The organism is Arthrobacter sp. zg-Y895 (genome assembly GCF_020731025.1).
Lineage (GTDB): Bacteria > Actinomycetota > Actinomycetes > Actinomycetales > Micrococcaceae > Arthrobacter_B.
In genome coordinates this window covers 999,652-1,019,433 of record NZ_JAJFZY010000003.1, presented here as the reverse complement: position 1 = coordinate 1,019,433, position 19,782 = coordinate 999,652, and the positions used below count along the sequence as shown (strand labels likewise).

At 66.1% G+C, this 19,782-nt stretch carries 22 protein-coding genes and 1 other RNA gene; 14 read left to right on the top strand and 9 right to left on the bottom strand.

Annotation, left to right across the window (positions count from 1 at the left end):
- Nucleotides 1-546: 546 nt before the first annotated feature.
- Complete coding sequence (locus tag LJ760_RS06665) at nt 547-1,299, bottom strand: glucosamine-6-phosphate deaminase (RefSeq protein WP_227920866.1); 753 nt, start codon at nt 1,297-1,299, stop codon at nt 547-549.
- A gap of 273 nt (nt 1,300-1,572) precedes the next feature.
- Here LJ760_RS06665 and ffs point away from each other — a divergent pair.
- The 3 genes from ffs to recR all read left to right on the top strand — a co-directional run bounded on the left by ffs (nt 1,573) and on the right by recR (nt 5,617).
- An RNA gene (gene ffs / locus LJ760_RS06660) (signal recognition particle sRNA small type) lies at nt 1,573-1,668 on the top strand.
- A gap of 79 nt (nt 1,669-1,747) precedes the next feature.
- The gene (locus tag LJ760_RS06655; protein WP_227920865.1) at nt 1,748-4,915 is read left to right on the top strand and encodes a DNA polymerase III subunit gamma and tau; all 3,168 of its coding nucleotides are present in this window, start codon (nt 1,748-1,750) and stop codon (nt 4,913-4,915) included.
- Nucleotides 4,916-5,020: 105 nt separating this feature from the next.
- Nucleotides 5,021-5,617 (top strand): recombination mediator RecR, encoded by a 597-nt coding sequence (gene recR / locus LJ760_RS06650; protein WP_227920863.1) that lies wholly within the window; start codon nt 5,021-5,023, stop codon nt 5,615-5,617.
- A gap of 37 nt (nt 5,618-5,654) precedes the next feature.
- On the opposite strand, the gene LJ760_RS06645 is transcribed toward recR, so the two are convergent.
- A complete protein-coding gene (locus LJ760_RS06645; RefSeq protein ID WP_227920861.1) occupies nt 5,655-6,719 on the bottom strand; it encodes an ABC transporter permease in 1,065 nt (354 codons plus the stop codon).
- A complete protein-coding gene (locus tag LJ760_RS06640; RefSeq protein ID WP_227920859.1) occupies nt 6,716-7,657 on the bottom strand; it encodes an ABC transporter ATP-binding protein in 942 nt (313 codons plus the stop codon). Before LJ760_RS06640 ends, LJ760_RS06645 begins: the two co-directional genes overlap by 4 nt.
- 215 nt (nt 7,658-7,872) lie before the next feature.
- On the opposite strand from LJ760_RS06640, the gene LJ760_RS06635 reads away from it, so the two are divergent.
- Nucleotides 7,873-9,159: an aspartate kinase gene (locus tag LJ760_RS06635; RefSeq protein WP_227920858.1), complete on the top strand. Its 1,287-nt coding sequence runs from the start codon at nt 7,873-7,875 to the stop codon at nt 9,157-9,159.
- A gap of 83 nt (nt 9,160-9,242) precedes the next feature.
- On the opposite strand, the gene LJ760_RS06630 is transcribed toward LJ760_RS06635, so the two are convergent.
- Together LJ760_RS06630 and LJ760_RS06625 are read right to left on the bottom strand one after the other, a co-directional pair.
- Nucleotides 9,243-9,458, bottom strand: a complete 216-nt coding sequence (locus LJ760_RS06630; RefSeq protein ID WP_227920857.1) for a hypothetical protein — start codon at nt 9,456-9,458, stop codon at nt 9,243-9,245.
- Between the two features lie 94 nt (nt 9,459-9,552).
- Nucleotides 9,553-10,425 (bottom strand): alpha/beta fold hydrolase, encoded by an 873-nt coding sequence (locus LJ760_RS06625; protein ID WP_227920856.1) that lies wholly within the window; start codon nt 10,423-10,425, stop codon nt 9,553-9,555.
- A gap of 75 nt (nt 10,426-10,500) precedes the next feature.
- Here LJ760_RS06625 and LJ760_RS06620 point away from each other — a divergent pair, with 75 nt between their 5' ends.
- The 4 genes from LJ760_RS06620 (at nt 10,501) to LJ760_RS06605 (ending at nt 13,191) form a co-directional block, all read left to right on the top strand.
- Complete coding sequence (locus tag LJ760_RS06620) at nt 10,501-11,055, top strand: TetR/AcrR family transcriptional regulator (RefSeq protein ID WP_227920855.1); 555 nt, start codon at nt 10,501-10,503, stop codon at nt 11,053-11,055.
- Between the two features lie 90 nt (nt 11,056-11,145).
- Nucleotides 11,146-12,123: a 3-methyladenine DNA glycosylase gene (locus LJ760_RS06615; protein ID WP_442860642.1), complete on the top strand. Its 978-nt coding sequence runs from the start codon at nt 11,146-11,148 to the stop codon at nt 12,121-12,123.
- Nucleotides 12,066-12,590 carry an SRPBCC domain-containing protein gene (locus LJ760_RS06610; RefSeq protein WP_227920850.1) on the top strand — a complete coding sequence of 175 codons (525 nt, stop codon included), beginning with the start codon at nt 12,066-12,068 and terminating at the stop codon, nt 12,588-12,590. Before LJ760_RS06615 ends, LJ760_RS06610 begins: the two co-directional genes overlap by 58 nt.
- Before the next feature lie 79 nt (nt 12,591-12,669).
- Entirely contained in the window at nt 12,670-13,191 is a 522-nt protein-coding gene (locus tag LJ760_RS06605; protein WP_227920848.1) for a hypothetical protein, read from the top strand.
- Here the strand turns inward: LJ760_RS06605 and LJ760_RS06600 are convergent, their stop codons facing one another.
- Together LJ760_RS06600 and LJ760_RS06595 are read right to left on the bottom strand one after the other, a co-directional pair.
- Nucleotides 13,192-13,422 (bottom strand): hypothetical protein, encoded by a 231-nt coding sequence (locus LJ760_RS06600; protein WP_227920846.1) that lies wholly within the window; start codon nt 13,420-13,422, stop codon nt 13,192-13,194.
- Complete coding sequence (locus LJ760_RS06595) at nt 13,415-13,921, bottom strand: DUF4442 domain-containing protein (protein ID WP_227920843.1); 507 nt, start codon at nt 13,919-13,921, stop codon at nt 13,415-13,417. Before LJ760_RS06595 ends, LJ760_RS06600 begins: the two co-directional genes overlap by 8 nt.
- Before the next feature lie 142 nt (nt 13,922-14,063).
- Between LJ760_RS06595 and LJ760_RS06590 the strand changes: the two genes are divergently transcribed.
- The 6 genes from LJ760_RS06590 (at nt 14,064) to LJ760_RS06565 (ending at nt 18,805) form a co-directional block, all read left to right on the top strand.
- The gene (locus tag LJ760_RS06590) at nt 14,064-14,291 is read left to right on the top strand and encodes a hypothetical protein (RefSeq protein WP_227920841.1); all 228 of its coding nucleotides are present in this window, start codon (nt 14,064-14,066) and stop codon (nt 14,289-14,291) included.
- A gap of 124 nt (nt 14,292-14,415) precedes the next feature.
- Nucleotides 14,416-14,670, top strand: coding sequence for a phosphoribosylformylglycinamidine synthase subunit PurS (gene purS / locus LJ760_RS06585; protein WP_227920839.1), 255 nt, complete (start codon nt 14,416-14,418; stop codon nt 14,668-14,670).
- On the top strand, nt 14,670-15,449 hold the full coding sequence (gene purQ / locus LJ760_RS06580; protein WP_442860641.1) for a phosphoribosylformylglycinamidine synthase subunit PurQ: 780 nt from the start codon (nt 14,670-14,672) through the stop codon (nt 15,447-15,449). Before purS ends, purQ begins: the two co-directional genes overlap by 1 nt.
- Nucleotides 15,446-17,755: a phosphoribosylformylglycinamidine synthase subunit PurL gene (purL, locus tag LJ760_RS06575; protein WP_227920837.1), complete on the top strand. Its 2,310-nt coding sequence runs from the start codon at nt 15,446-15,448 to the stop codon at nt 17,753-17,755. Before purQ ends, purL begins: the two co-directional genes overlap by 4 nt.
- A 59-nt stretch (nt 17,756-17,814) precedes the next feature.
- Entirely contained in the window at nt 17,815-18,207 is a 393-nt protein-coding gene (locus tag LJ760_RS06570; RefSeq protein WP_227920834.1) for a hypothetical protein, read from the top strand.
- Nucleotides 18,208-18,268: 61 nt separating this feature from the next.
- On the top strand, nt 18,269-18,805 hold the full coding sequence (locus LJ760_RS06565; protein ID WP_227920832.1) for a GNAT family N-acetyltransferase: 537 nt from the start codon (nt 18,269-18,271) through the stop codon (nt 18,803-18,805).
- On the opposite strand, the gene LJ760_RS06560 is transcribed toward LJ760_RS06565, so the two are convergent.
- Together LJ760_RS06560 and LJ760_RS06555 are read right to left on the bottom strand one after the other, a co-directional pair.
- Nucleotides 18,781-19,356 carry a DUF1990 family protein gene (locus LJ760_RS06560; protein ID WP_227920831.1) on the bottom strand — a complete coding sequence of 192 codons (576 nt, stop codon included), beginning with the start codon at nt 19,354-19,356 and terminating at the stop codon, nt 18,781-18,783. The genes LJ760_RS06565 and LJ760_RS06560 overlap by 25 nt on opposite strands.
- Nucleotides 19,353-19,739, bottom strand: coding sequence for an MmcQ/YjbR family DNA-binding protein (locus LJ760_RS06555; protein WP_227920830.1), 387 nt, complete (start codon nt 19,737-19,739; stop codon nt 19,353-19,355). The genes LJ760_RS06560 and LJ760_RS06555 overlap by 4 nt, the downstream gene beginning before the upstream one ends.
- Nucleotides 19,740-19,782: the final 43 nt, after the last annotated feature.

Genomic DNA, 19,782 nt, shown 5'->3' with positions numbered 1-19,782 from the left:
CTAAATTCGAAACCGGCTAAAAAAACCGTCCCATACCCACGGGGTGGGCGGAAACGGCCTGTTCAACCAATCAAAATAAATTGGTATCAATAAACTTGGCACACTATTGAGTTCTCAAACAACAGACGCAATCCGAAAATACTCGGGAAAACAATGTTTTCCTTTTCTTCTTCGCTGCAATGTTTTATATCTTATTCCATTCCGGCGTTATTTGCAATTCGCGGTTTCCCTTGTCGGGAGCCCGTGAGAAGCGTTTTACGCCGTTCCGGACCCAGCATCCAACGGAGTCTTTTCCACCGGCCCTGCAAAGGGCGCGCACTGGTTGGACTCTGTTTTTTGTTGGGGTTTGGCCGCCATGCTCGGGCGCTTTTCCAGCGTCCCGGCCGCGGCGACTTAGAAAACTTTACACACGTTTGCCCCCAGCTGCAAATCGGATTCGGGGTGACTCCGGACACGCATTTCCCGCCCGATTCCGGCGTCGTTTCCGGCGCCTTCCCGCAGTGATCAAACGGCCGCCCGGCCCGGGTTCTCACGGCAGGCCCTGCCCTATCCGGGCGGCAGCAGGGTTTCCTCCAGCCCCGCCAGCCCGGAGGCAGCTGCCTCATCCGTGATGACAGTGACCCGCGGATGCAGCTGGAGGATGGAGGCCGGGCAATCAACACTCACCGGCCCGGTCAGCGCCCGCGCCAGGATTCCTGCCTTCTCCCCGCCACGGACCAACAGCAGCAGGTGCCTGGCACGGCGGATGGTCCCCAGCCCCTGGGTAATGCAGAACTGCGGAACCTCCCCCATAGAAGGGAAGAACCGGGCGTTGGCCCTGCGCGTGGTTTCGGACAAGCGCTGCACACGGGTACGCGAATCCAAGGATGAGCCGGGCTCATTGAAGGCCAAATGGCCGTTATGCCCAATCCCCAGCAGCTGAAGGTCCACTCCCCCGGCACTTTCCAGCCGGCGTTCGAAGGCTTCGGCCGCTTCGAAGGGGTCCTCCGCACTGCCATCCGGTACGGCCACACAGCGCGGGCTTAGTCCGAGCGGGCGCGTGACCTCCCTGTCTATGACGGCGGCATAGGACTGCTCACTGCCGGCCGGCAGCCCGACATACTCATCCAGGGCAAACGCCCGCACACGGGACAGGTCCGGTTCATGCTCCGCCAGCGCCCGGTACACCGGCAGGGGCGAGGACCCCGTGGCCAGCCCGAGCACGGCATCCGGGCGGTCCCGAACCAGCACCTCTATAAAGGAGGCACCAAGCGCGCCCAGCCCGGCGGCGTCGGGCACCGTATATAGGGCGAGACTCAATGCGGCACCCTGGGGACGTTGCCGACCCTATATAGGGCGGGAAAATCGGGACTCAATGAGGGTTCGCTTCGCAGGCACGGCAGCACGGGAAGCGCAGGGGATGCTGTCCGGGCTGCTGCCTTTACCTGCATAGCTGGGGAACGCTGCATGGGCACACTCCTGATCCGGCGGGTTTTCCAGTATGGCTCCGTACCCGGAATATGGCTCTACGCCCCGGAACTACACCCGGAATCCGCTGCGAGTCGAGGCCCGGAATTTTCGGGTAGACTGGTTCCCGGCCCCTCATGTGGTGTCATCCTGTGAACTCCCCCAGGACCGGAAGGTAGCAAGGGTAAGCGGGCTCTGGCAGGTGCATGGGGGGTCTTTAATTTTTTTTGAGGAAGTGGAGTTTCCACCGTGCCTGCCGCCGGAGGAAAAACCGTCAGTGCCAACCGATAGGCTTCTATCTGTGAGTACAGCCCTTTACCGCCGCTACCGTCCCGAGAGTTTCGCAGACGTGATCGGCCAGGAGCACGTCACGGAGCCGCTGATGGCGGCCCTGCAAAAGAACCGCGTGAACCACGCGTACCTCTTCTCCGGCCCGCGCGGCTGCGGCAAAACAACCTCTGCGCGCATCCTTGCCCGCTGCCTTAACTGTGCCGAGGGCCCCACCCCGGTCCCCTGCGGCAAGTGCGACAGCTGCGTTGAGCTGGCCCGCGACGGCTCCGGCAGCCTCGATGTCATTGAGATTGACGCGGCCAGCCACGGCGGCGTCGACGACGCCCGCGACCTCCGGGAGCGCGCCACCTTCGCCCCGGTCCGGGACCGCTACAAGATCTTCATCATCGACGAGGCCCATATGGTCACGTCCGCCGGCTTCAACGCCCTGCTGAAGATCGTGGAAGAGCCGCCGGAGCACATCAAGTTCATCTTCGCCACCACGGAGCCGGACAAGGTTATTGGAACCATCCGCTCCCGCACGCACCACTACCCCTTCCGCCTCGTTCCGCCGGAACCGCTGCTGGCTTACCTTGAGAAGCTCTGCGCGCAGGAGAACGTAGCGGTCGCCCCGGGCGTCCTTTCCCTGGTGATCCGCGCCGGCGGCGGGTCCGTGCGTGACACCCTTTCCGTCCTTGACCAGCTCATGGCCGGTGCCGGCCCCGACGGCCTGGACTACGAACTGGCCGTCTCGCTGCTGGGTTACACCCCGGTGTCGCTGCTCGACGACGTCGTCGACGCCGTTGCCGCCGCAGACGCAGCTACCGTATTCCGCGCCGTGGACCGTGTCATCCAGACCGGCCAGGATCCCCGCCGGTTTGTCGAAGACCTGCTGGAACGCTTCCGGGACCTGATTATCGTCAACGCCATGCCGGACAGCGCATCCACCGTGCTCCGCGGCATGCCGGAAGACCAGATCAACCGGATGCAGACCCAGGCCACCCAACTGGGCAGCAGCGAACTATCCCGCGCCGCAGACATCACCAACACTGCCTTGACCGAGATGACCGGCGCCACGTCGCCGCGGCTGCACCTCGAATTGCTCTGCGCCCGTATTCTGCTTCCGGCCGCAGACCAGGCCGAACGCGGGACGGCCGCACGGGTGGACCGATTGGAGCGCCGGCTCAGTTATGCAGGCGATCCCACCGAGGCAATGGGCCGCGCCGCAGCTGCAGCGTCTCCGGTGAACACCATTCCCGCGGCCGCACCCACGGCTTCGCAGGCGGCCGCTTCAGCTCCTGCCGTGGACGAAGCTCCGGCATCTCCCCGGGGAATCGACTTTGCGGCAACGCCCGCCCCGGATGCAGCAGCAGCAACTCCTGCCGCACCGGCAGCCTCCAGCCAGGACAACAAGCCCGCCGGAAGTTCCCTGGACTGGGGCGGTACGTGGTCCACTCCGGCGCAGACGCCTTCCCCGGCGGACGCCCCTGCCGCTTCAAGCGCCGCGCCCGCAGCGGGATCCAACGGTTCCCGCCCTGCCTCCGGCGGACCGTCGCAGCCCGCGCAGTCGCAGCAGCCGTCGTCCCAGCCAGCCCAGCAGGCACCGGCACAGCAGGCCGCCCAGCCCGCGCCGGCACAGCAGGCGCAGCAGGCACCGGCGCAGCCGGCCCAGCCGCAGCAGCGGCAGGCTCCGGCCGGCGGTCCCGCTTCGGCTCCAGCTGGCGGAAGCGGACAGATCGAAATGATCCGCCGTGCCTGGCCGGAAATCATGGATGCCCTGACCAGCATCCGCCGTGCCACCTGGCTGAACGTCAGCAAAAACTCCAGCCCGCGCGCCTTTGACGGCAAGGTGCTTGAACTTGCCTTCACCAACCCCGGCGCTGCCACCAACTTCAACCGCCCTGACCATTTGGAGAACCTGCGCAAGGCGATCCATCAGGTCCTGGCGCTGGACTGCCAGATCAATCCGATCCATGACAGCTCGGCGTCAGCGGGTGAGTCGGGCCCAAAAGCCGATAGCCGGCAAGCGCCGGCATCCGCACCGGCCGCCAAGGCACCGGTAGTTCAGGCACAACCGGTTCAGGCGCCTCCGGCGCAGGCGCCTGCCGCCCAAGGTCCGTCGGTGCAGGATGGCCGAAGCACCACGGCTGCTGTCGCTCCTTCCAGCGAAACCGCTAAGGTGACCGGCGTTGCTTCCGATGCCCCGGACTCGCGTGCAGCTTCGGCTTCGGCCCCGGGTTCGGCCCCGAAGGCACCTGTGGCAGCGGCAGCGGAGCCAGCGAACCGAGCAGTTCCGACGCAGCAGGCTCAGGCCGTTGCGGCACCGGTGGACGCACCCGCAGCTGTTACCCCGTCCGCGCCCGTTTCCCCCAACGAACCGGCGGCACCAGACGCACCGGTCAACGCGGCTTCGGCTGCCCTCCGGCGCCGCGCCGGCAATTCCAACGGCGGCGGAACTCCGTCCACCGGTCCGGGCCATGCCGCCCGCGGTACCTCCGGCCGGAACGGCAACGCCAGCGCCACTGCCGGCGCACGGACTGCAGGGCGATCAGCCGGAAACCGTCCTTCCGATGAGCCCTGGCCGGACGAGCCCAGCGATCCGTTCAACGATGCGCCCGAAAGCAACGCGTGGGAAACCGCCGAGGCACCCGTGGACGTGTACTCCGGCGGGCACCTCTCGGACTCCGAATGGGCAAGCACCGACTGGGCCGGCACCGGGTCCAGCACCCGACCGGCCGGCGGAAACTCCGCGGCGGATAGCCGGGCCGGCGGCGGACAGACCTCCCCGTCGTCAGCCGTACCCGCGGGTGCCCCGCGGGCTGCGGCACCGGCGTCGGCACCCGCGTCGACCGCCCCCACGGGCCTGACCGCCCGGCGCGGAACCACGACGGCGCCGGGTCAGGACCGGGGTGCAGCAGCACCAGGCGTCCGGACATCCGTTCCGCCGACGACGACGTCCCCCGCCGGCGGTGCTCCCAACCAGCCGCTGAGCCGTTACCAGAAGCTCCTCAATGAAGCTGCCCAGCGCGGCGGCGGAGCCCCCGTCCGGGGGAGCCGCCCAGTAGACTCGACCTACGTCGAAGATGTTCCCAGCGCGGATGACATCACGCTTGAGGATTCCGGTCTGGTGGGGCGTAAGGCGATCGAACGGATTCTGGGCGGGCGACTGATCGAGGAACGCAGCCTGGACGGCCGCTGACCAGCGCTGGTCCCCCGCAAGACGCCCGCTCCGGGGCCCGCAGCATGCGGAAAACCCCGGTAACAGCCAGCTATAAACGCAGTTCAACCCAGCAGAGAAGGTTACGTGTACGAAGGTGCCGTTCAGGAACTCATCGATGAACTAGGCCGTCTTCCCGGCGTCGGGCCCAAGTCCGCCCAGCGCATCGCGTTCCACATCCTCGAATCCGATCCCGATGACATGAAGAAGCTGGCCACGGCCATTGTCACGGTCAAGGACCGGGTGAAGTTCTGCAGTGTCTGCGGCAACGTCACGGAGCAGGAAACCTGCACCATCTGCAGGGACCCGCGGCGGGACCCGACGATGATCTGCGTGGTCGAAGAGTCCAAGGACGTGATTGCGGTGGAGCGTACGCGGTCCTTCCGCGGCCGCTACCACGTGCTGGGCGGCGCCATTAATCCGATTGCCGGCATCGGTCCGGACCAGCTGCGCATCCGGGAGCTGCTCAGCCGGCTGTCGGATGAGCAGATCTCGGAAATCATCATCGCCACCGACCCGAACCTCGAGGGTGAAGCCACGGCCACTTATTTGGTGCGGATGCTCAAGACCCTGGGCATCAAGGTCACGCGCCTGGCCTCCGGCCTGCCCGTCGGCGGAGACCTGGAATACGCGGACGAAATCACCCTCGGCCGCGCCTTTGAGGGTCGTCGGAGCATGTCCTAAGCGGGGACGCCCGCAGGACCCCTAGGCGAGTAGGGCCCTAGGCAATCCGCGTTCCGGCAGCGAGCTTGCGGACCGGCGTCCGCAGCCTGCGCCGGCCCAGGAAAACCAGCGCCGCAGCCAGCGCAGCCTGGAGTGTGAGCCCCAGCGGCCAGATCGGCGGCACGTCGGGTTCGCCGGCCTCCCGGACCTCGCCGTTGATGCACCGCATGCTGTAGTCCGGTCCGGCCTGGGCCAGGCGCACCACGGAGCTGATCCCCTCCATCACTCCGCTGGAGGTGTATCCGTTCTCGTCCCGTTCCGACGTGACGGGAATCGAATCGGCCACCACCACGAAGGGGTTGGCCGCAAGGATCCACGCAATTCGCTCCGTGTGTGCCACGGTCACATCCATTAACGGACCCGAACAGGTGTATTCGTCCATGCCGTCGCCGGTGTAGCCGTAATAGGTCTGGCTGTTGGCCTTGACGGTCTCCTCGGTCAGGAAGCCGCTCAACCCGAACGCGATCAGGGTGCCCAGCCCCAGCAGGGCCACCAGCATGTAGGTAACCACAATGGAGAACAGCGGACGGGCAGCCAGGGCGGAAACGCCAACCCCCACCGCGCAGACAATCCCCAGCTCCACGGCCAGCATAACGAGTGCCACCACGGCCGAGAGCGGCTGGACACCGCCCAGGGCCAGGGCCCACAGCAGGAAGGGAATGCTGGCCATGAGGAACCCCATGGACGCCAGCCAGGACGCCAGCCACTTTCCGGCTAGGATCTGGCCGGGGCGCAGTAGGGTGACCTGCAGGATGGCCAGTGTTCCGGCGGCACGGTCGCCGTTGACGGCATTGGCTGAGAGCGCCGGTGCCAGCAGCAGTCCGAAGAACAGGATGAAGCCAACCATCAGCTCGTAGAGCACCGGGCCCTGCGGCCCCAGGGTGGCGGAGGAACTCAGGGCCGTCAGGGTGGCCACCAGCCCGATCACCACAAACCAGACAACCAACAGCACATACCAGCTGCGGGAGCGCAGCCGCTGCTTCATCTCCAGTGCGAAAACGGAACGCACCCCGCGCCAATAGCCGAGCGCCGGGGCATCAGGGGTAAGGGTCTGCGTACTCATCCGCGATCAGCGTCCAAACTCATGTAGGTCTCCTCCAGGGCACCGCCGGCGGGCGCAAAGGCCGTAACGGCAACGTCGGCCAGCACCAGGGACCGCAGCAGCTCGGCCGCGGCGGCTTCCCCCGCCAACCGGACCTGGATCTCCGGCCGGCCGGCGCCGCCCTGCTGGCGATAAGGGATGCCGCGTTCGTCCACCTGCCGCAGCAGCGAACCGGTGTTCAGGGAGCGGATGGCGTACCAGCGTTCCTGCGCATCGGCGTCGGCAAGTGATTGGGTCTTCACCGTCTCGCCACGGGCCACGAAGACTGCCCGATCCACCATTTCGTCCAGTTCCGAGAGCACATGCGAAGACACCACCACGGTTTTGCCTTCGCCAGCGAGCCGGCGCAGCAGCACCCGAAGGTCCACCCGGGATCCCGGATCGAGCCCCGACGCCGGTTCATCCAACAACAGGACAGACGGGTCATGGATCAGTGCACGGGCCAGGCTCAGCCGCTGCTGCTGGCCGCGGGAAAACACGCGTGCCGGCTTGTCCGCGAAGTCGGTGAGATGAACGGTTTCCAGCAGCTCGGCCGCCCGCTGTCCGGCCAACGAGCGCTCCATGCCGTAGAGGCCGCCCACCGTCACCAGGATTTCCCGCGCCGTCAGGGACCCCCAGGTGCCCAGGGTGTCCGGCATCCAGCCGATCCCCGCACGCACCCGGCGCGGGTCCACCAATGGGTCGAATCCGTTGATCCGCACCGATCCGGCGTCGGGGGCCAGCAGGGAAGCCAGGATCAGCAGCAGGGTGGTCTTCCCGGAGCCGTTCGGACCGATCAACGCAGTGACCTCGCCGGCGGGCGCGGTGAAGTCCATGTTGCGGATCGCTGCGACATTTCCGAAGCTGCGCTGAATTCCTTCGGCGACCACGCCGGCGCCAGTGACGGCTCTCTTCCCCATGTCGCCCACCATAGGGGCCGGCGTCGCACACCGCGCCCGGACTCGCCGGTGGCGGTAGGTTACGCACCTGTATTTCGGGACTTCCCGACGGCGGCGATAGACTTTCTGGACGGACGAAAGTGAGTAGTGCCGCCCGCTTTTCCGGGGGAACAGTTCGAAGCCGCGTCGAAGATGCCGGGCACCGCAGCCACAATGAAACTTGAGAAAGTGTACGCATGAGCCTGATAGTGCAGAAATTCGGCGGTTCCTCCGTAGCGGACGCCGACGGTATCAAGCGCGTGGCCAAACGCGTGGTGGATACCCATGCCGCCGGAAACGAAGTGGTGGTTGTCGTCTCCGCCATGGGCGACAGCACCGACGAGCTGCTGGACCTGGCCGGCCAGATCACCTCGCTGAACAATGCCCGGGAAATGGACATGCTGCTCAGCGCCGGGGAGCGTATCTCGATGGCACTGCTGGCCATGGCCATTAACCAGCTCGGCGGCTCCGCGCAGTCCTTCACCGGCAGCCAAGCCGGCATGATCACCGATGCGATCCACGGCAAAGCCCGGATCATCGATGTATCCCCGCACCGCATCAAGACCGCCATCGAGCGCGGCGACATCGCCATCGTTGCCGGTTTCCAGGGTGTAAGCCAGGACAGTCACGACATCACGACCCTGGGCCGGGGCGGTTCGGACACCACTGCGGTGGCCCTGGCCGCGGCGCTCGAGGCCGACGTCTGCGAGATCTACACCGACGTTGACGGCGTGTACACCGCCGATCCGCGGGTGGTTTCAAGCGCCCAGAAGATCGAGAAGATTTCCAGCGAGGAAATGCTGGAGTTGGCCGCTTCCGGCGCCAAGATCCTGCACCTGCGCTGCGTGGAATATGCCCGCCGCTTCGGCGTTCCCCTGCACGTCCGCTCGTCCTTCAGCTCACACGAGGGAACCTGGGTTCTGCCCAGCCCCGATGACAAGATCAAGATTCAAGAGGGAGAACCCTTGGAACAGCCCATCATCTCCGGCGTTGCCCACGACCGTTCCGAAGCCAAGGTCACAGTGGTGGGTGTTCCGGACATCCCCGGCAAGGCCGCGGAAATCTTCGGCATCGTCGCCGGCGCCAACTCCAACATCGACATGATCGTGCAGAACGTGTCCACCCAGGGGTCGGGCCGGACGGACATCTCCTTCACGCTGCCCATCATTGACGGCAAGGAAGCCATCGATGCGCTGAACGCCGCGAAGGCCGAAGTCGGCTTCGACTCCATCGACTACGACGAGCAGATCGGCAAGCTCTCCCTCATCGGCGCCGGCATGCGCTCCAACCCGGGCGTCTCGCACCGCTTCTTCGAGGCCCTGCACCATGCCGGAGTGAACATCGACATGATCTCCACCTCCGAGATCCGCATCTCCGTGGTCACCAGCGCCAAGCTGCTGGACAGCGCAGTACGCGCGGTGCACGCTGCCTTCGGGCTCGACGGCGACAGCGAGGCCACGGTGTACGGCGGCACCGGGCGCTAGGGCCGCTTAGGCAAAATCGGGCAGCAAAGAGGCCGGCACCCACACGGTGCCGGCCTCTGGCGTATCCGGAGCTTATTCGGGGCCTATTCAGGCTTGCGCGAGACGATGTAGCTGCTGCCGTCGGCCCGGGTCACGGTTTCCCACATCGCCTTCTCCTGCGCCTGCTGCTCCTTGAGCAGCGCCTGGTTCTCCTCCGTCATCGGATGGTCCAGCGACCCCTGCTGCGCGGGTCCGAAGATCAGCCGCACCTTGCCCGTGGTCCGCATGAACCAGGTTACAAAGCTTTCCTTCTCAACCATGCTGCACCTTTCCGACGGGCATTGCTGCTCCTATCGTACTAACGATCAGCGCGCCAACCGTTGGCGGCGTTGGGCAGGGCGACGGCGGCACCGCCTAGGCGAACACCTCCCGTGCGGCGGCGATGACGGCGTCGGGCCGGTCGGCAGCCACAAAATGGTTGGCCCCGGACAGGTAGTCGACCTCCAAGTCGTCGCAGAACTGTTCGTAGCCGTGCACAAAGCCGGCCTGCATACCGGGATCGTCGTTGCCGATAAGGACGCGCGTCCGCGTGGCCAGCCGGGTGTTTCGGTAGGCCCCGCGCATGATCCGCACGCCTTCGGGATTGATGAACTGCCGGTACAGTGCCGATCCGGCGCGGGACCGGGCAGGGTCCGCATAACGGCCGGCGAATAGGTCGAGGTCCTGCTCCGTGAACGATCCCGCGGCCGAGAAGTCCGCAAGGACCCTCCGCACCAGAGCCGGGCGCAGCAGCGCGGCTCCGATAACCGGCACGGCCACCACGTTGTGCCGGACATGCCGAAGGATGGTCAGCACCATGCGGATGTCGAAGTCGAAGTACGGAGGGGGAATGCTCAGTGAAAGGTGTGCCGAAACCCGATCCGGGTTGCGGAGGCAGACCTGATAGGTGACCAACGAGCCCCAGTCATGCGAGAGAACGCCGACCTTCTCAAGACCCAGGGCATCCAGCAATCCCAGAAAGTCAGCGGCCAGCTGATCCCGCCCGTAACCAGTGCCGGGCGCATCCGTCCAGCCGGCCCCGCGCCCATCCGGGCAGATCACCCGGTGGTTCTCGGCGAGCGGGCCGATGATCCGGTGCCATTGCCACCAGTGCTCGGGAAAGCCGTGCAGGAGCACCAGGGGAGGGCCCTGCCCGGCCTCGGCGACATGGACGTTCAGGCCGCCGGCATTAACCGTGCGATGTGTCACCCCGTCGAGCCGGGGCTGGCTATCCAGTGTTGTTTTCATGCTCCGACGCTACTGCGGACATAGTGGAATGTCACTACGTTTCTAGTTTATTTTCACTATGTCTATAGTGAGGGTATGGAGTCACCCCGAAACCGCGCCCTCGATGCCGCCATTGATCTGGTGGGCACCCAGGGCCTGCGAGCCCTCACTCACGGCCGCGTGGATGCCGCTGCGGAACTTCCGCGCGGCTCGACATCGAACTATTTCCGCACCCGCGCACAGTTGCTGGCCGGAGTCCTGGGGCGTATCGCCGAGCGGGAAATGGGCGGCATCTCCGGCGCGTTCGCAGCCGGAACCCCGGCGGAACTGATCGATAGCCTGGGAACCCTGATCGAAACGACCACCGGTCCCCTGCGGGTGCTGACCACGGCCCGGCTGGCCGTTTTCCTCGAAGCCAGCCGCGACCCGCAGCTTCAGGAGGTGGCTTCCGGCGGGCGGCAGGCGATGCGCGCAGTCATCGCGGACGCCTTTGAACGGCTCGGCGCCGCCGAGCCCGGCCGGCTCAGCGACGCAGTAGTGGCCTGCTGCGAGGGCCTGATCCTGCATCGGATCACCCGGGGCGACACCACCGACCCACGTGCGGTCTTCGCAGCCATCCTGGCCGGGAAGTTTCCCGGCTCCGACTCCTGACAACTCCCGTGGAGTGCCGTTGCACGGCACCCGGAAAACAACCAGAGGACGTAGGCTGCGGCGCCGGCTGTCCGGGATAATGGAACGGTGATTGCTCCCGCCCACCCCACCGTCCTCAGCGAGGACCAATGGCTGCCGCGGCAGTCCGCGCACGAAGAACGCGTCCGGCCCTTCACCGAAGGATTCCTGGCGCGGCGCTCGGCCGGGCGGAAGCACCCGGTGGAGGACTTCCTCTTCACCTACTATTCCCAGAAACCCGGCCAGCTGCTGCGCTGGCACCCGGGCGCCGGCGTCGTTCTCACCGGCCCGTCCGCACTGGAACGCACCGGCTGGAAGTTCTACCGGACACTGACGGAAGCGGAACGGGACGCCGCGGGGATCGACGCCGAAACACCCGCTGTCACTGTGGATACCGAGGGGTTCGCGGCGGTGCGCGGTGACGCCCTGGGGTTCACCACCATGCTGCTTTCCCGCACTGCCGCGCGGAAGCCGGTGCTGGGATGCTTCGGCATGCACGAGTGGGCCATGGCCTACAAGTCGGAAGACAACGGCATCCGGCACGATTACCTGCAGCTGCGGCTCGGCGCCGACGGGACGGACGAGCTGGTGGAGCGCAGCCGGATCCGCTGCACCCACTTCGATGCCTTCCGGTTCTACACACCGGAAGCAGTGCCCCTGAACGAGCTCACGCCCACCCGCGAGAACCAGCGGGAGCTGGAACAGCCCGGTTGCCTGCACGCCAACATGGACCTGTACAAATGGGCCTACAAACTGGTGCCGCTGCTCCCCAGCGAGGTGGTTATGGACGCCTTCGAGCTGTCCTGGCGCATCCGGGAAATGGACATGTGTGCCTCCCCTTACGACCTGGCCGATTGGGGTTACACCCCGATTGCGGTGGAAACTCCGGCCGGCCGGGCGCAGTACGCAGCCGCACAACGCGGCTTCGCCGAGGAATCGCAGCAGTTGCGGGCGCACATCCTGAGCCTGCTGGAACCCTTTGGAGGTCAGCTATGCAACCAGAACCGACCGGCCGGGTTATCCGCACCGGACCCGAGTCCTACGACCTGATTCTTCACCGCAGCTTTCCCGAACCGGCTGCGGCCGTGTGGCCCAGTTTTACCAACCCCGGCCTGACAGCCCAGTGGTTCGGCCGCTGGGAAGGAACCCCTGGCAGGGGCGGCACCGTTGACCTGCAGCTGCTCTTCGAAGAGGGCCTGCCGTGGAGCCGGGTCCGGATAGCGGAGTGCGTCTCTCCGGAACTTCTGCGCCTGCTGGTCGAGGATGAATTCGGCAGCTGGGACCTGGAGATCCGCCTCCGGGACGAACCGGCCGGCACCGCACTGGATTTTATCCACCACTTGGAGGATCCGCAGGCCGCCTCAAGCATCGGCCCGGGCTGGGAATACTACCTGGACCACCTGATGGCCGCCCGCAGCGGCGGCCCGGCTCCGGACTTCGAGGACTACTTCCCAAGCCAGGAAGCCTACTTCGCGGCCTCCGCAGAGGCCGCCGCGGATTCGCCCGACCCTGCTTGACAGGGTTGGCTAGGCTGGTGGCTCCGCTACCAATGGAGGCCGTTCAGTGCGCAACATTCGAGGAATAGCATTAGTCCCCATGCTGCTGTGCACCGCTGTCCTGTTGGCAGCCTGCGGCGCCGATTCCGGCCGTTCGACGGATTCCCGGGAATCAACAGGCTCCCCCAGTGAGTCAACGACGGCACCGACCTCGCCCGTCGGCCCGCCCACACCGATCGGCTCCCCTACCCCGACCCCCGGGACCGGCGGGGCCTCGGCGGAGGCGCCGGTCTCGCTGACCGTGGAGTTCAGCGCGGACGGGACAACGCCGAGCAGCACGTGGACGCTGCAGTGCGACGGCGCCGAGCCGCGGGAAGGCTCGACCGTACCGGATCCTGCCGGTGCCTGTGCCGTGCTTGCCGAACAGGGGGCAGCCGCCCTCGCGGAGCCGGCAGCGGACTTGATGTGCACCCAGGAGATCCGCGGCATGCAGCGCGCACACGTCACCGGCATGGTTCGCGGCGAGGCCGTGGACACAACCTTCTCGCTGACTGACGGCTGCCAGATTTCGCGCTGGGAGCGGCTTACCGCCCTGCTGGGCCCGGCGGACGGCTCCCTCTAGCTACCGGCGCACGCTTTCCCGGCGGGTCAGGATCACCAACGTGCAAATGGGACCCAGCACGGGAAATATCAGGCAGAAGAGAAGCAGTCCAAGCCGCTCCCCGGCAGTGACTGCGCTCGAGCGGGCCAGGCGGATGACCGCCCACACCAGTAAAAGCAGCAGCACTGCGGCGATGCCGGAAACCAGGAGTGTATCGGCGGCCGGGATGGTCGGGTTGGCACCGTCATTCATGAGCTGCCCCCGCTCCGCTGGGCTCCTGCGCTGCCGGCCGGTCCCGTTTGCGCCGCACATGCACCTGCTTGCGTATCCGGGCAACCACGTCGCCGCTGCCGTCGGTCACGTCCACCGAAAACCATTCGAGGACCTTCTCCCCGCCCGCGGCCTGCTTGCGCAGCCGTTCGACGTCGGCCGGGTCCAGGACAAACTCGGCCCGCACCTCGCCCTTTCCCGGCTTCAGGAACTCAATCTCCGCTGCACGGTCCCAGACCACGTGGTCACGGCCGAGGTGGTGGAGCAGCATCATCATCCAGAACGGGTCCGTCATGGCGAACAGGGAGCCGCCGAAATGAACGCCGGCCACGTTCTTGTTCCACCAGTAGGACCGCAGCCGCACAGAGACACCCAGGTACTCAGGGTCCAGTCGGGTGATTCGAATGCCGGTAAAGGCAAAGGGCGGCCATACGTTCATTAGCCGGCGAACCGTGGCCGGGCTTGCTTGTAGGAGTCTCACGGCCCCACTCTAACCAGAGGTAATCCAGCTCACACAACGGCCGCAATCTGCACCTGATCCTGCACCCCATGGCCTATTATTGAATAAGCATGCTTAGTATTCTTCCGGACAACGGAGTTCCGGACCGACTGAAAGCGCAAAAATGTCTATAGAAGCAAAGGACCAATATCTCTGGGCACGCGGGATCCTCGAGTCCGACGACGCCGAGTACATGCACTGCGGCGAACCCATGCAGCCCCGGGACAGCCGGCAGCTGTCCATCTTCGAACCGATCACTGTGGAATCCATGCCGCAGGAACCGGTCGATGTACAGCTGGAAACCACCGTGCTCCGCTGCGTCTGCGGCTTCCAGCTGGAGATCCCGGCCTAGGCCCGGAGTCGTCACCGTAACGCAGGTAACGCGGCTAGAATGGCAAGTGCAAGCTCGCGGAGCGCTGAATCAGCGTGAGACGGCAAGGTCCGCGGCCACCCATCTCGTTTAGAGGAGCTGCCGGATGCCCCGGATCGTTGTTGACGTTATGCCCAAGCCTGAAATCCTTGATCCGCAGGGCAAAGCCATTGCAGGGGCACTCCCCCGCCTGGGACTGACCGGCTTCGCCGGAGTCCGCCAGGGCAAGCGCTTCGAGCTCACCGTAGACGGAGACGTCACCCCCGAAATCCTGGAGCAGGCCCGCACCGCCGCCGCCACACTGCTCTCCAACCCCGTGATCGAAGACGTCACCCGCGTTGAAGTAATCCCGGAGGCCTGATCTTGAGTACCCCCCTGATCGGCGACTTTTCCGTTGCCCCCGAGAACGACGCGCTCCGCGCGGTCCGGGTGGGTGTCATCACCTTCCCCGGCACCTTGGATGACCGCGACGCCGCCCGCGCCGTGACCATCGCCGGCGGCACCGCCGTCGGGCTCTGGCACGCCGAAGCCAATCTGCAGTCAGTGGACGCCGTAATCATCCCCGGCGGGTTCTCCTACGGGGACTACCTGCGCGCCGGCGCGATTGCCCGCTTCGCACCGCTCATGGACAAGGTAGTGGACGCCGCAGCCGGCGGCATGCCCGTACTGGGCATCTGCAACGGCTTCCAGATCCTCACCGAGGCGCACCTTCTGCCCGGTTCCATGATCAAGAACAACCACCTCCGGTTCTCCTGCGCGGACCAGCTGCTGCGGGTGGAAAACAGCAGCACCGCCTGGACCTCCGCCTACGAACCCGGTGCCGGCATGGTGGTTCCGCTGAAAAACCAGGACGGACAGTACGTCGCGGACGAGAAGACGCTGGACGAGCTGGAAGGTGAAGGCCGGGTGGTCTTCCGCTACGACGGCGGGAACCCCAACGGGTCCCGCCGCGGCATCGCCGGCATTTCCAACGCCGCAGGAAACGTCGTCGGGCTGATGCCCCACCCTGAACACGCCGTCGAACCCGGATTCGGCCCGGATTCCTCCGCCTACGGCGAGGTAGGCCTGGGCTACGGCACCGACGGGCTGCGCATCTTCAGCTCTGTACTCAACTCGCTCGTTGCCGGAGGCAAGTCATGACCGTTTCCCCCAGTGCTGCCGCTGAGCAGAAGAAGTTCCGCATCGACACCGTTGAGCACGCCGCTGCCACCCCGGACACGGAACTGCCCTGGGCCGAGCTCGGCCTGAAGGAAGACGAATTCCACCGCGTCGTGGAGATCCTGGGCCGCCGCCCCACCGCGGCGGAACTGGCCATGTACTCGGTGATGTGGTCCGAGCACTGCTCGTATAAGTCCTCCAAGGTGCATTTGAAGCAGTTCGGTGACAAGGTCACCGACAAAATGAAGGAACACCTGCTGGTGGGCATCGGCGAGAACGCCGGCGTCGTGGACATCGGTGAAGGCTGGGCCGTGACCTTCAAGGTCGAATCCCATAACCACCCGTCCTTCGTGGAGCCCTACCAGGGGGCGGCCACCGGCGTCGGCGGCATTGTCCGCGACATCATCTCCATGGGTGCCCGCCCGGTGGCCGTGATGGATCCGCTGCGCTTCGGTGCCATCGACCACCCGGACACTGCCCGCCTGGTGCACGGCATCGTCTCCGGCATCGGCGGCTACGGCAACTCCCTGGGCCTGCCGAACATCGGCGGGGAACTGGTCTTCGACTCCGTCTACCAGGGCAACCCGCTGGTCAACGCCCTGGCTGTGGGCGTAATGCGCCACGAGGACATCCGCCTGGCCAACGCCTCCGGCGCCGGCAACAAGGTGGTGCTCTTCGGCGCCCGTACCGGCGGCGACGGCATCGGCGGCGCGTCCGTGCTGGCCTCCGAATCCTTCGACGCGGACAAGCCTTCCAAGCGTCCCGCCGTCCAGGTGGGCGATCCGTTCGCGGAGAAGGTGCTCATCGAGTGCTGCCTGGAACTGTTCAAGTCCTCCGTGGTGGAAGGTATCCAGGACCTGGGCGCGGCCGGCATTTCCTGCGCGACGTCGGAACTTGCCTCCAACGGCGACGGCGGCATGCACGTGGAACTGACCAACGTGCTGCTGCGCGACCCCACCCTGACTCCGGGCGAGATCCTGATGTCCGAGTCCCAGGAACGCATGATGGCCGTGGTGACGCCGGAGAACGTGGAAGCGTTCGAGGCGATCATGGACAAGTGGAACGTGGAGTACTCCTGGCTCGGCGAGGTCACCGGCACCGGCCGGCTGATCATCGACTGGGACGGCGAGACCATTGTGGACGTGGATCCGCGCACGGTGGCGCATGAGGGACCGGTGTACCAGCGCCCCATGGCCCGCCCGGCCGCACAGGACAGCATCGAGGCCGACTCCTTCAATGCGGAACGGCCCTTCGGCAGCGCCGCGGTCAAGGACGCCATCCTGGAACTCATGGCCTCGCCGAACATGTGCGACAAGTCCTGGGTCACCAACCAGTACGACCGCTACGTGCAGGGCAACACCGCCCTGGCCATGCCGGACGACGCCGGCGTGGTCCGCGTGGATGAAACCACCGGACTGGGCGTCGCCATTTCCACCGATGCCAATGGCCGCTACTCCTACCTCAACCCGTACGAGGGCGCGAAGCTGGCCCTGGCCGAGTCCTACCGCAACGTGTCCACCGCCGGCGCAAAGCCGCTGGCGGTCACCGACTGCCTGAACTTCGGCTCCCCGGAGGACCCCGAGGTCATGTGGCAGTTCGCCGAGTCCGTACGCGGACTGGCCGACGGCTGCCGCGAACTCGGCGTGCCTGTCACCGGCGGCAACGTCTCGCTCTACAACCAGACCGGCGGCGTCGCCATCCATCCCACCCCCGTGGTGGGCGTGCTGGGCGTGTTCGACGACGTCGCCCGGCGCACGCCGTCGGGCTGGCGGCAGGACGGCCAGGCCATTTACCTGATGGGCACCACGCAGGACGAGCTGGACGGTTCCGAATACGCGAACCTGCGCGGCCACCTGGGCGGACAGCCGCCGAAGGTGGACCTGCAGGCGGAGAAACTGCTCGGGGAACTGCTGGTCAATGCCTCCCGCGACGGAATGATCGACGCCGCGCATGACCTCTCCGAGGGCGGCCTCGCCGCCGCACTGTCCGAAATGGCCCTGCGCTTCGGCGTCGGTGCTCGGATCGGCCTTGGCGAAGTCTGCGAACGCGACGGAGTGGACCTGTTCACCCTGCTGTTCTCCGAGTCCCAGGCCCGCGCCGTCGTCGCGGTGGCCCGCAGCGAAGAGGTCCGGTTCAAGGACATGTGCTCGGCGCGCGGCTTCGCTCATGCCCGGATCGGCGTGGTGGATACCGAGATCGGTGCCCTGGACTTCCAGAGCAACTTCACTCTGCCCCTCGATGAGCTGAAGGCTGCGCACGAAGGGACCCTGCCGAAGCACTTCGGGTAGTATCCCGCGGCTGCACGGGCCCGCGGATATTCCGCCGGGCCCGTGTAGGCTCCTCAGGCATGGACAAGATCTACCGAACGCAGCAGGTCCGCCAGGTTGGCGGAGTACTAAGCCTGGCGGCGGGCGCCGTCCCACTGATTTTGAACCTGCCGTATTTGTTCAGCGGGGATGACCGGCTGACGGCCGGCCTCACCGTCGCGGCCGGGCTGCTGGCAGCAGGCATCGGGGTGTGGTTGCTGGCGGGGGCCCGCAGCCGGGGCAAGGAACAGGTGCTGACTGCGGACCGGGGACGAGTCAAGTTCATGGCGGCGACCGCTGTGCTGTGCGCAGTACTGCTCATCATTTCGTTGCTGCTGCTCCAGCAGCCCACGACGTCCACCGGACTGTTCGGACTCCTCCTGGCGAACTCGTTTCGGATGCTCTTCGTACCTGTTGGCCGCCAAACCAGGTAGTCCCCCGCGCGTCCGGACCGCCGAATGAAGCAAAACCCGGAAGTACGTGCAAAATTAGCTCGTGAGCATAATCCCCGAGAACTTGGCAGCAGACGCCGGCATTCCCACGCAGCGCCTGACGCTGGACCTGATGACCGTGGCGGAAGTGGACGCCCTCATCATCCAGACGCGCCACCCGGACTGGGCGGAGGACTTCCCGCAGCCCACCGACTACGACGCCGCCCGCCAGTTCTTCGAGGCCGGATTGCTCGGTCCCGCTGCGGCAACGTTCGGCACCCGCCTGATCCGGGAAACATCCACCACGCTGGTGGTGGGAACCATCGGCTTCGCCGGCCTGCCCGATGAAGGCACGGTGGAAGTCAGCTACAACGTTGCGCCCTCCCGCCAGGGCCAGGGCTACGCCACTGAAGCGTTGCTGGCGTTGGCCCGGTTTGCGCTCACCCACCCGGAGGTGGACGCCATTATTGCCTACACGGAGCCGGGCAACGACGCGTCCCAATCCCTGCTCCTGAGCGCGGGCTTTATGCCGGAAGAGGAAAACGGCCTCACCCTGAAGTTCATCCTCCGGAGGGATCAGCTCCCGGAGGCCAGCCGGTAGGCAGCTGCGAAGTACCGGTTGGTGTAGAACTGCTGGACCCTCACGTTGACGGCGTTCGCTGCACCCACCAGCCGGTTGCCTGGACGGCTGTAGGCGGCGATCCGGAAATACAACCGGCCCTCCTCGTCGAGTTCGGCATAAAAGCCTTCTTCGCCTCGCTCCGGGTGTCCAGCCAAAGTCCCGTAGCCAAAACCGCAGCGCTGTCCGCGGACCGGTCCGCCGTCGTCGTCGACCACCGCTTCCGCTGCCCAGATCACCCGGCACGGCGCGTAGTAGCGCACCCGCCAGAACCCGACGCCGGACGCCATGTCGACACCGGGGACGGCGCGGGGCGTGCCGGGGGGCACATACAGCCCCGCCCGGCGATGCAGGTCCCAGTCCAGCAGCCCGTTGGTGAGGCGGAGGAACCCGGCCTGCGGGTCGGCCACCTCCAGTTCTTCCTTGCGCAGCACCAGCCGGTAACCCGCAGGCCAGCGGTCCGTCATCGGCGCCGGATACGGCCGCTCGGTAAACCCCTGCTCCGCGTAGGTGAAGCCGGTGTTGCCCCTCATCCGCCCGCCAGGCCCTTCCACTCGAGTGATTCCCGATCTTTTCGCGGCAGCGACGCCACCACCAGGTCATAGGAGTCCTCCACCAGGTCCCGGATCATTCCGTGCGGCAGGCCGGAGGCAACTTCCACCTGGTTCCAGTGCGTCTTGTTCATGTGCCAGGCGCCCGTGATTTCCGGATGGGCGGCTCGCAGCTGGAGCGCCAGTTCCGGTTCGCACTTCAGGCTGATCATCAGGGGCTCGCCGGCTAGGGCGGCAAGGGCAAACATTTTCGCTTTGCCGCCGGCCGCCCGCACCTTGAACACCGAGGACTCCGGACCGAAAGGGAAATCTTCAAACGCTCCGGGCAGGGACAGGCACAATCGTTTAAGCTCACCCGCATCCATGTGGACAGCCTAGCGCTGCCGTCCGTGCGGTGGCACTGCCGCC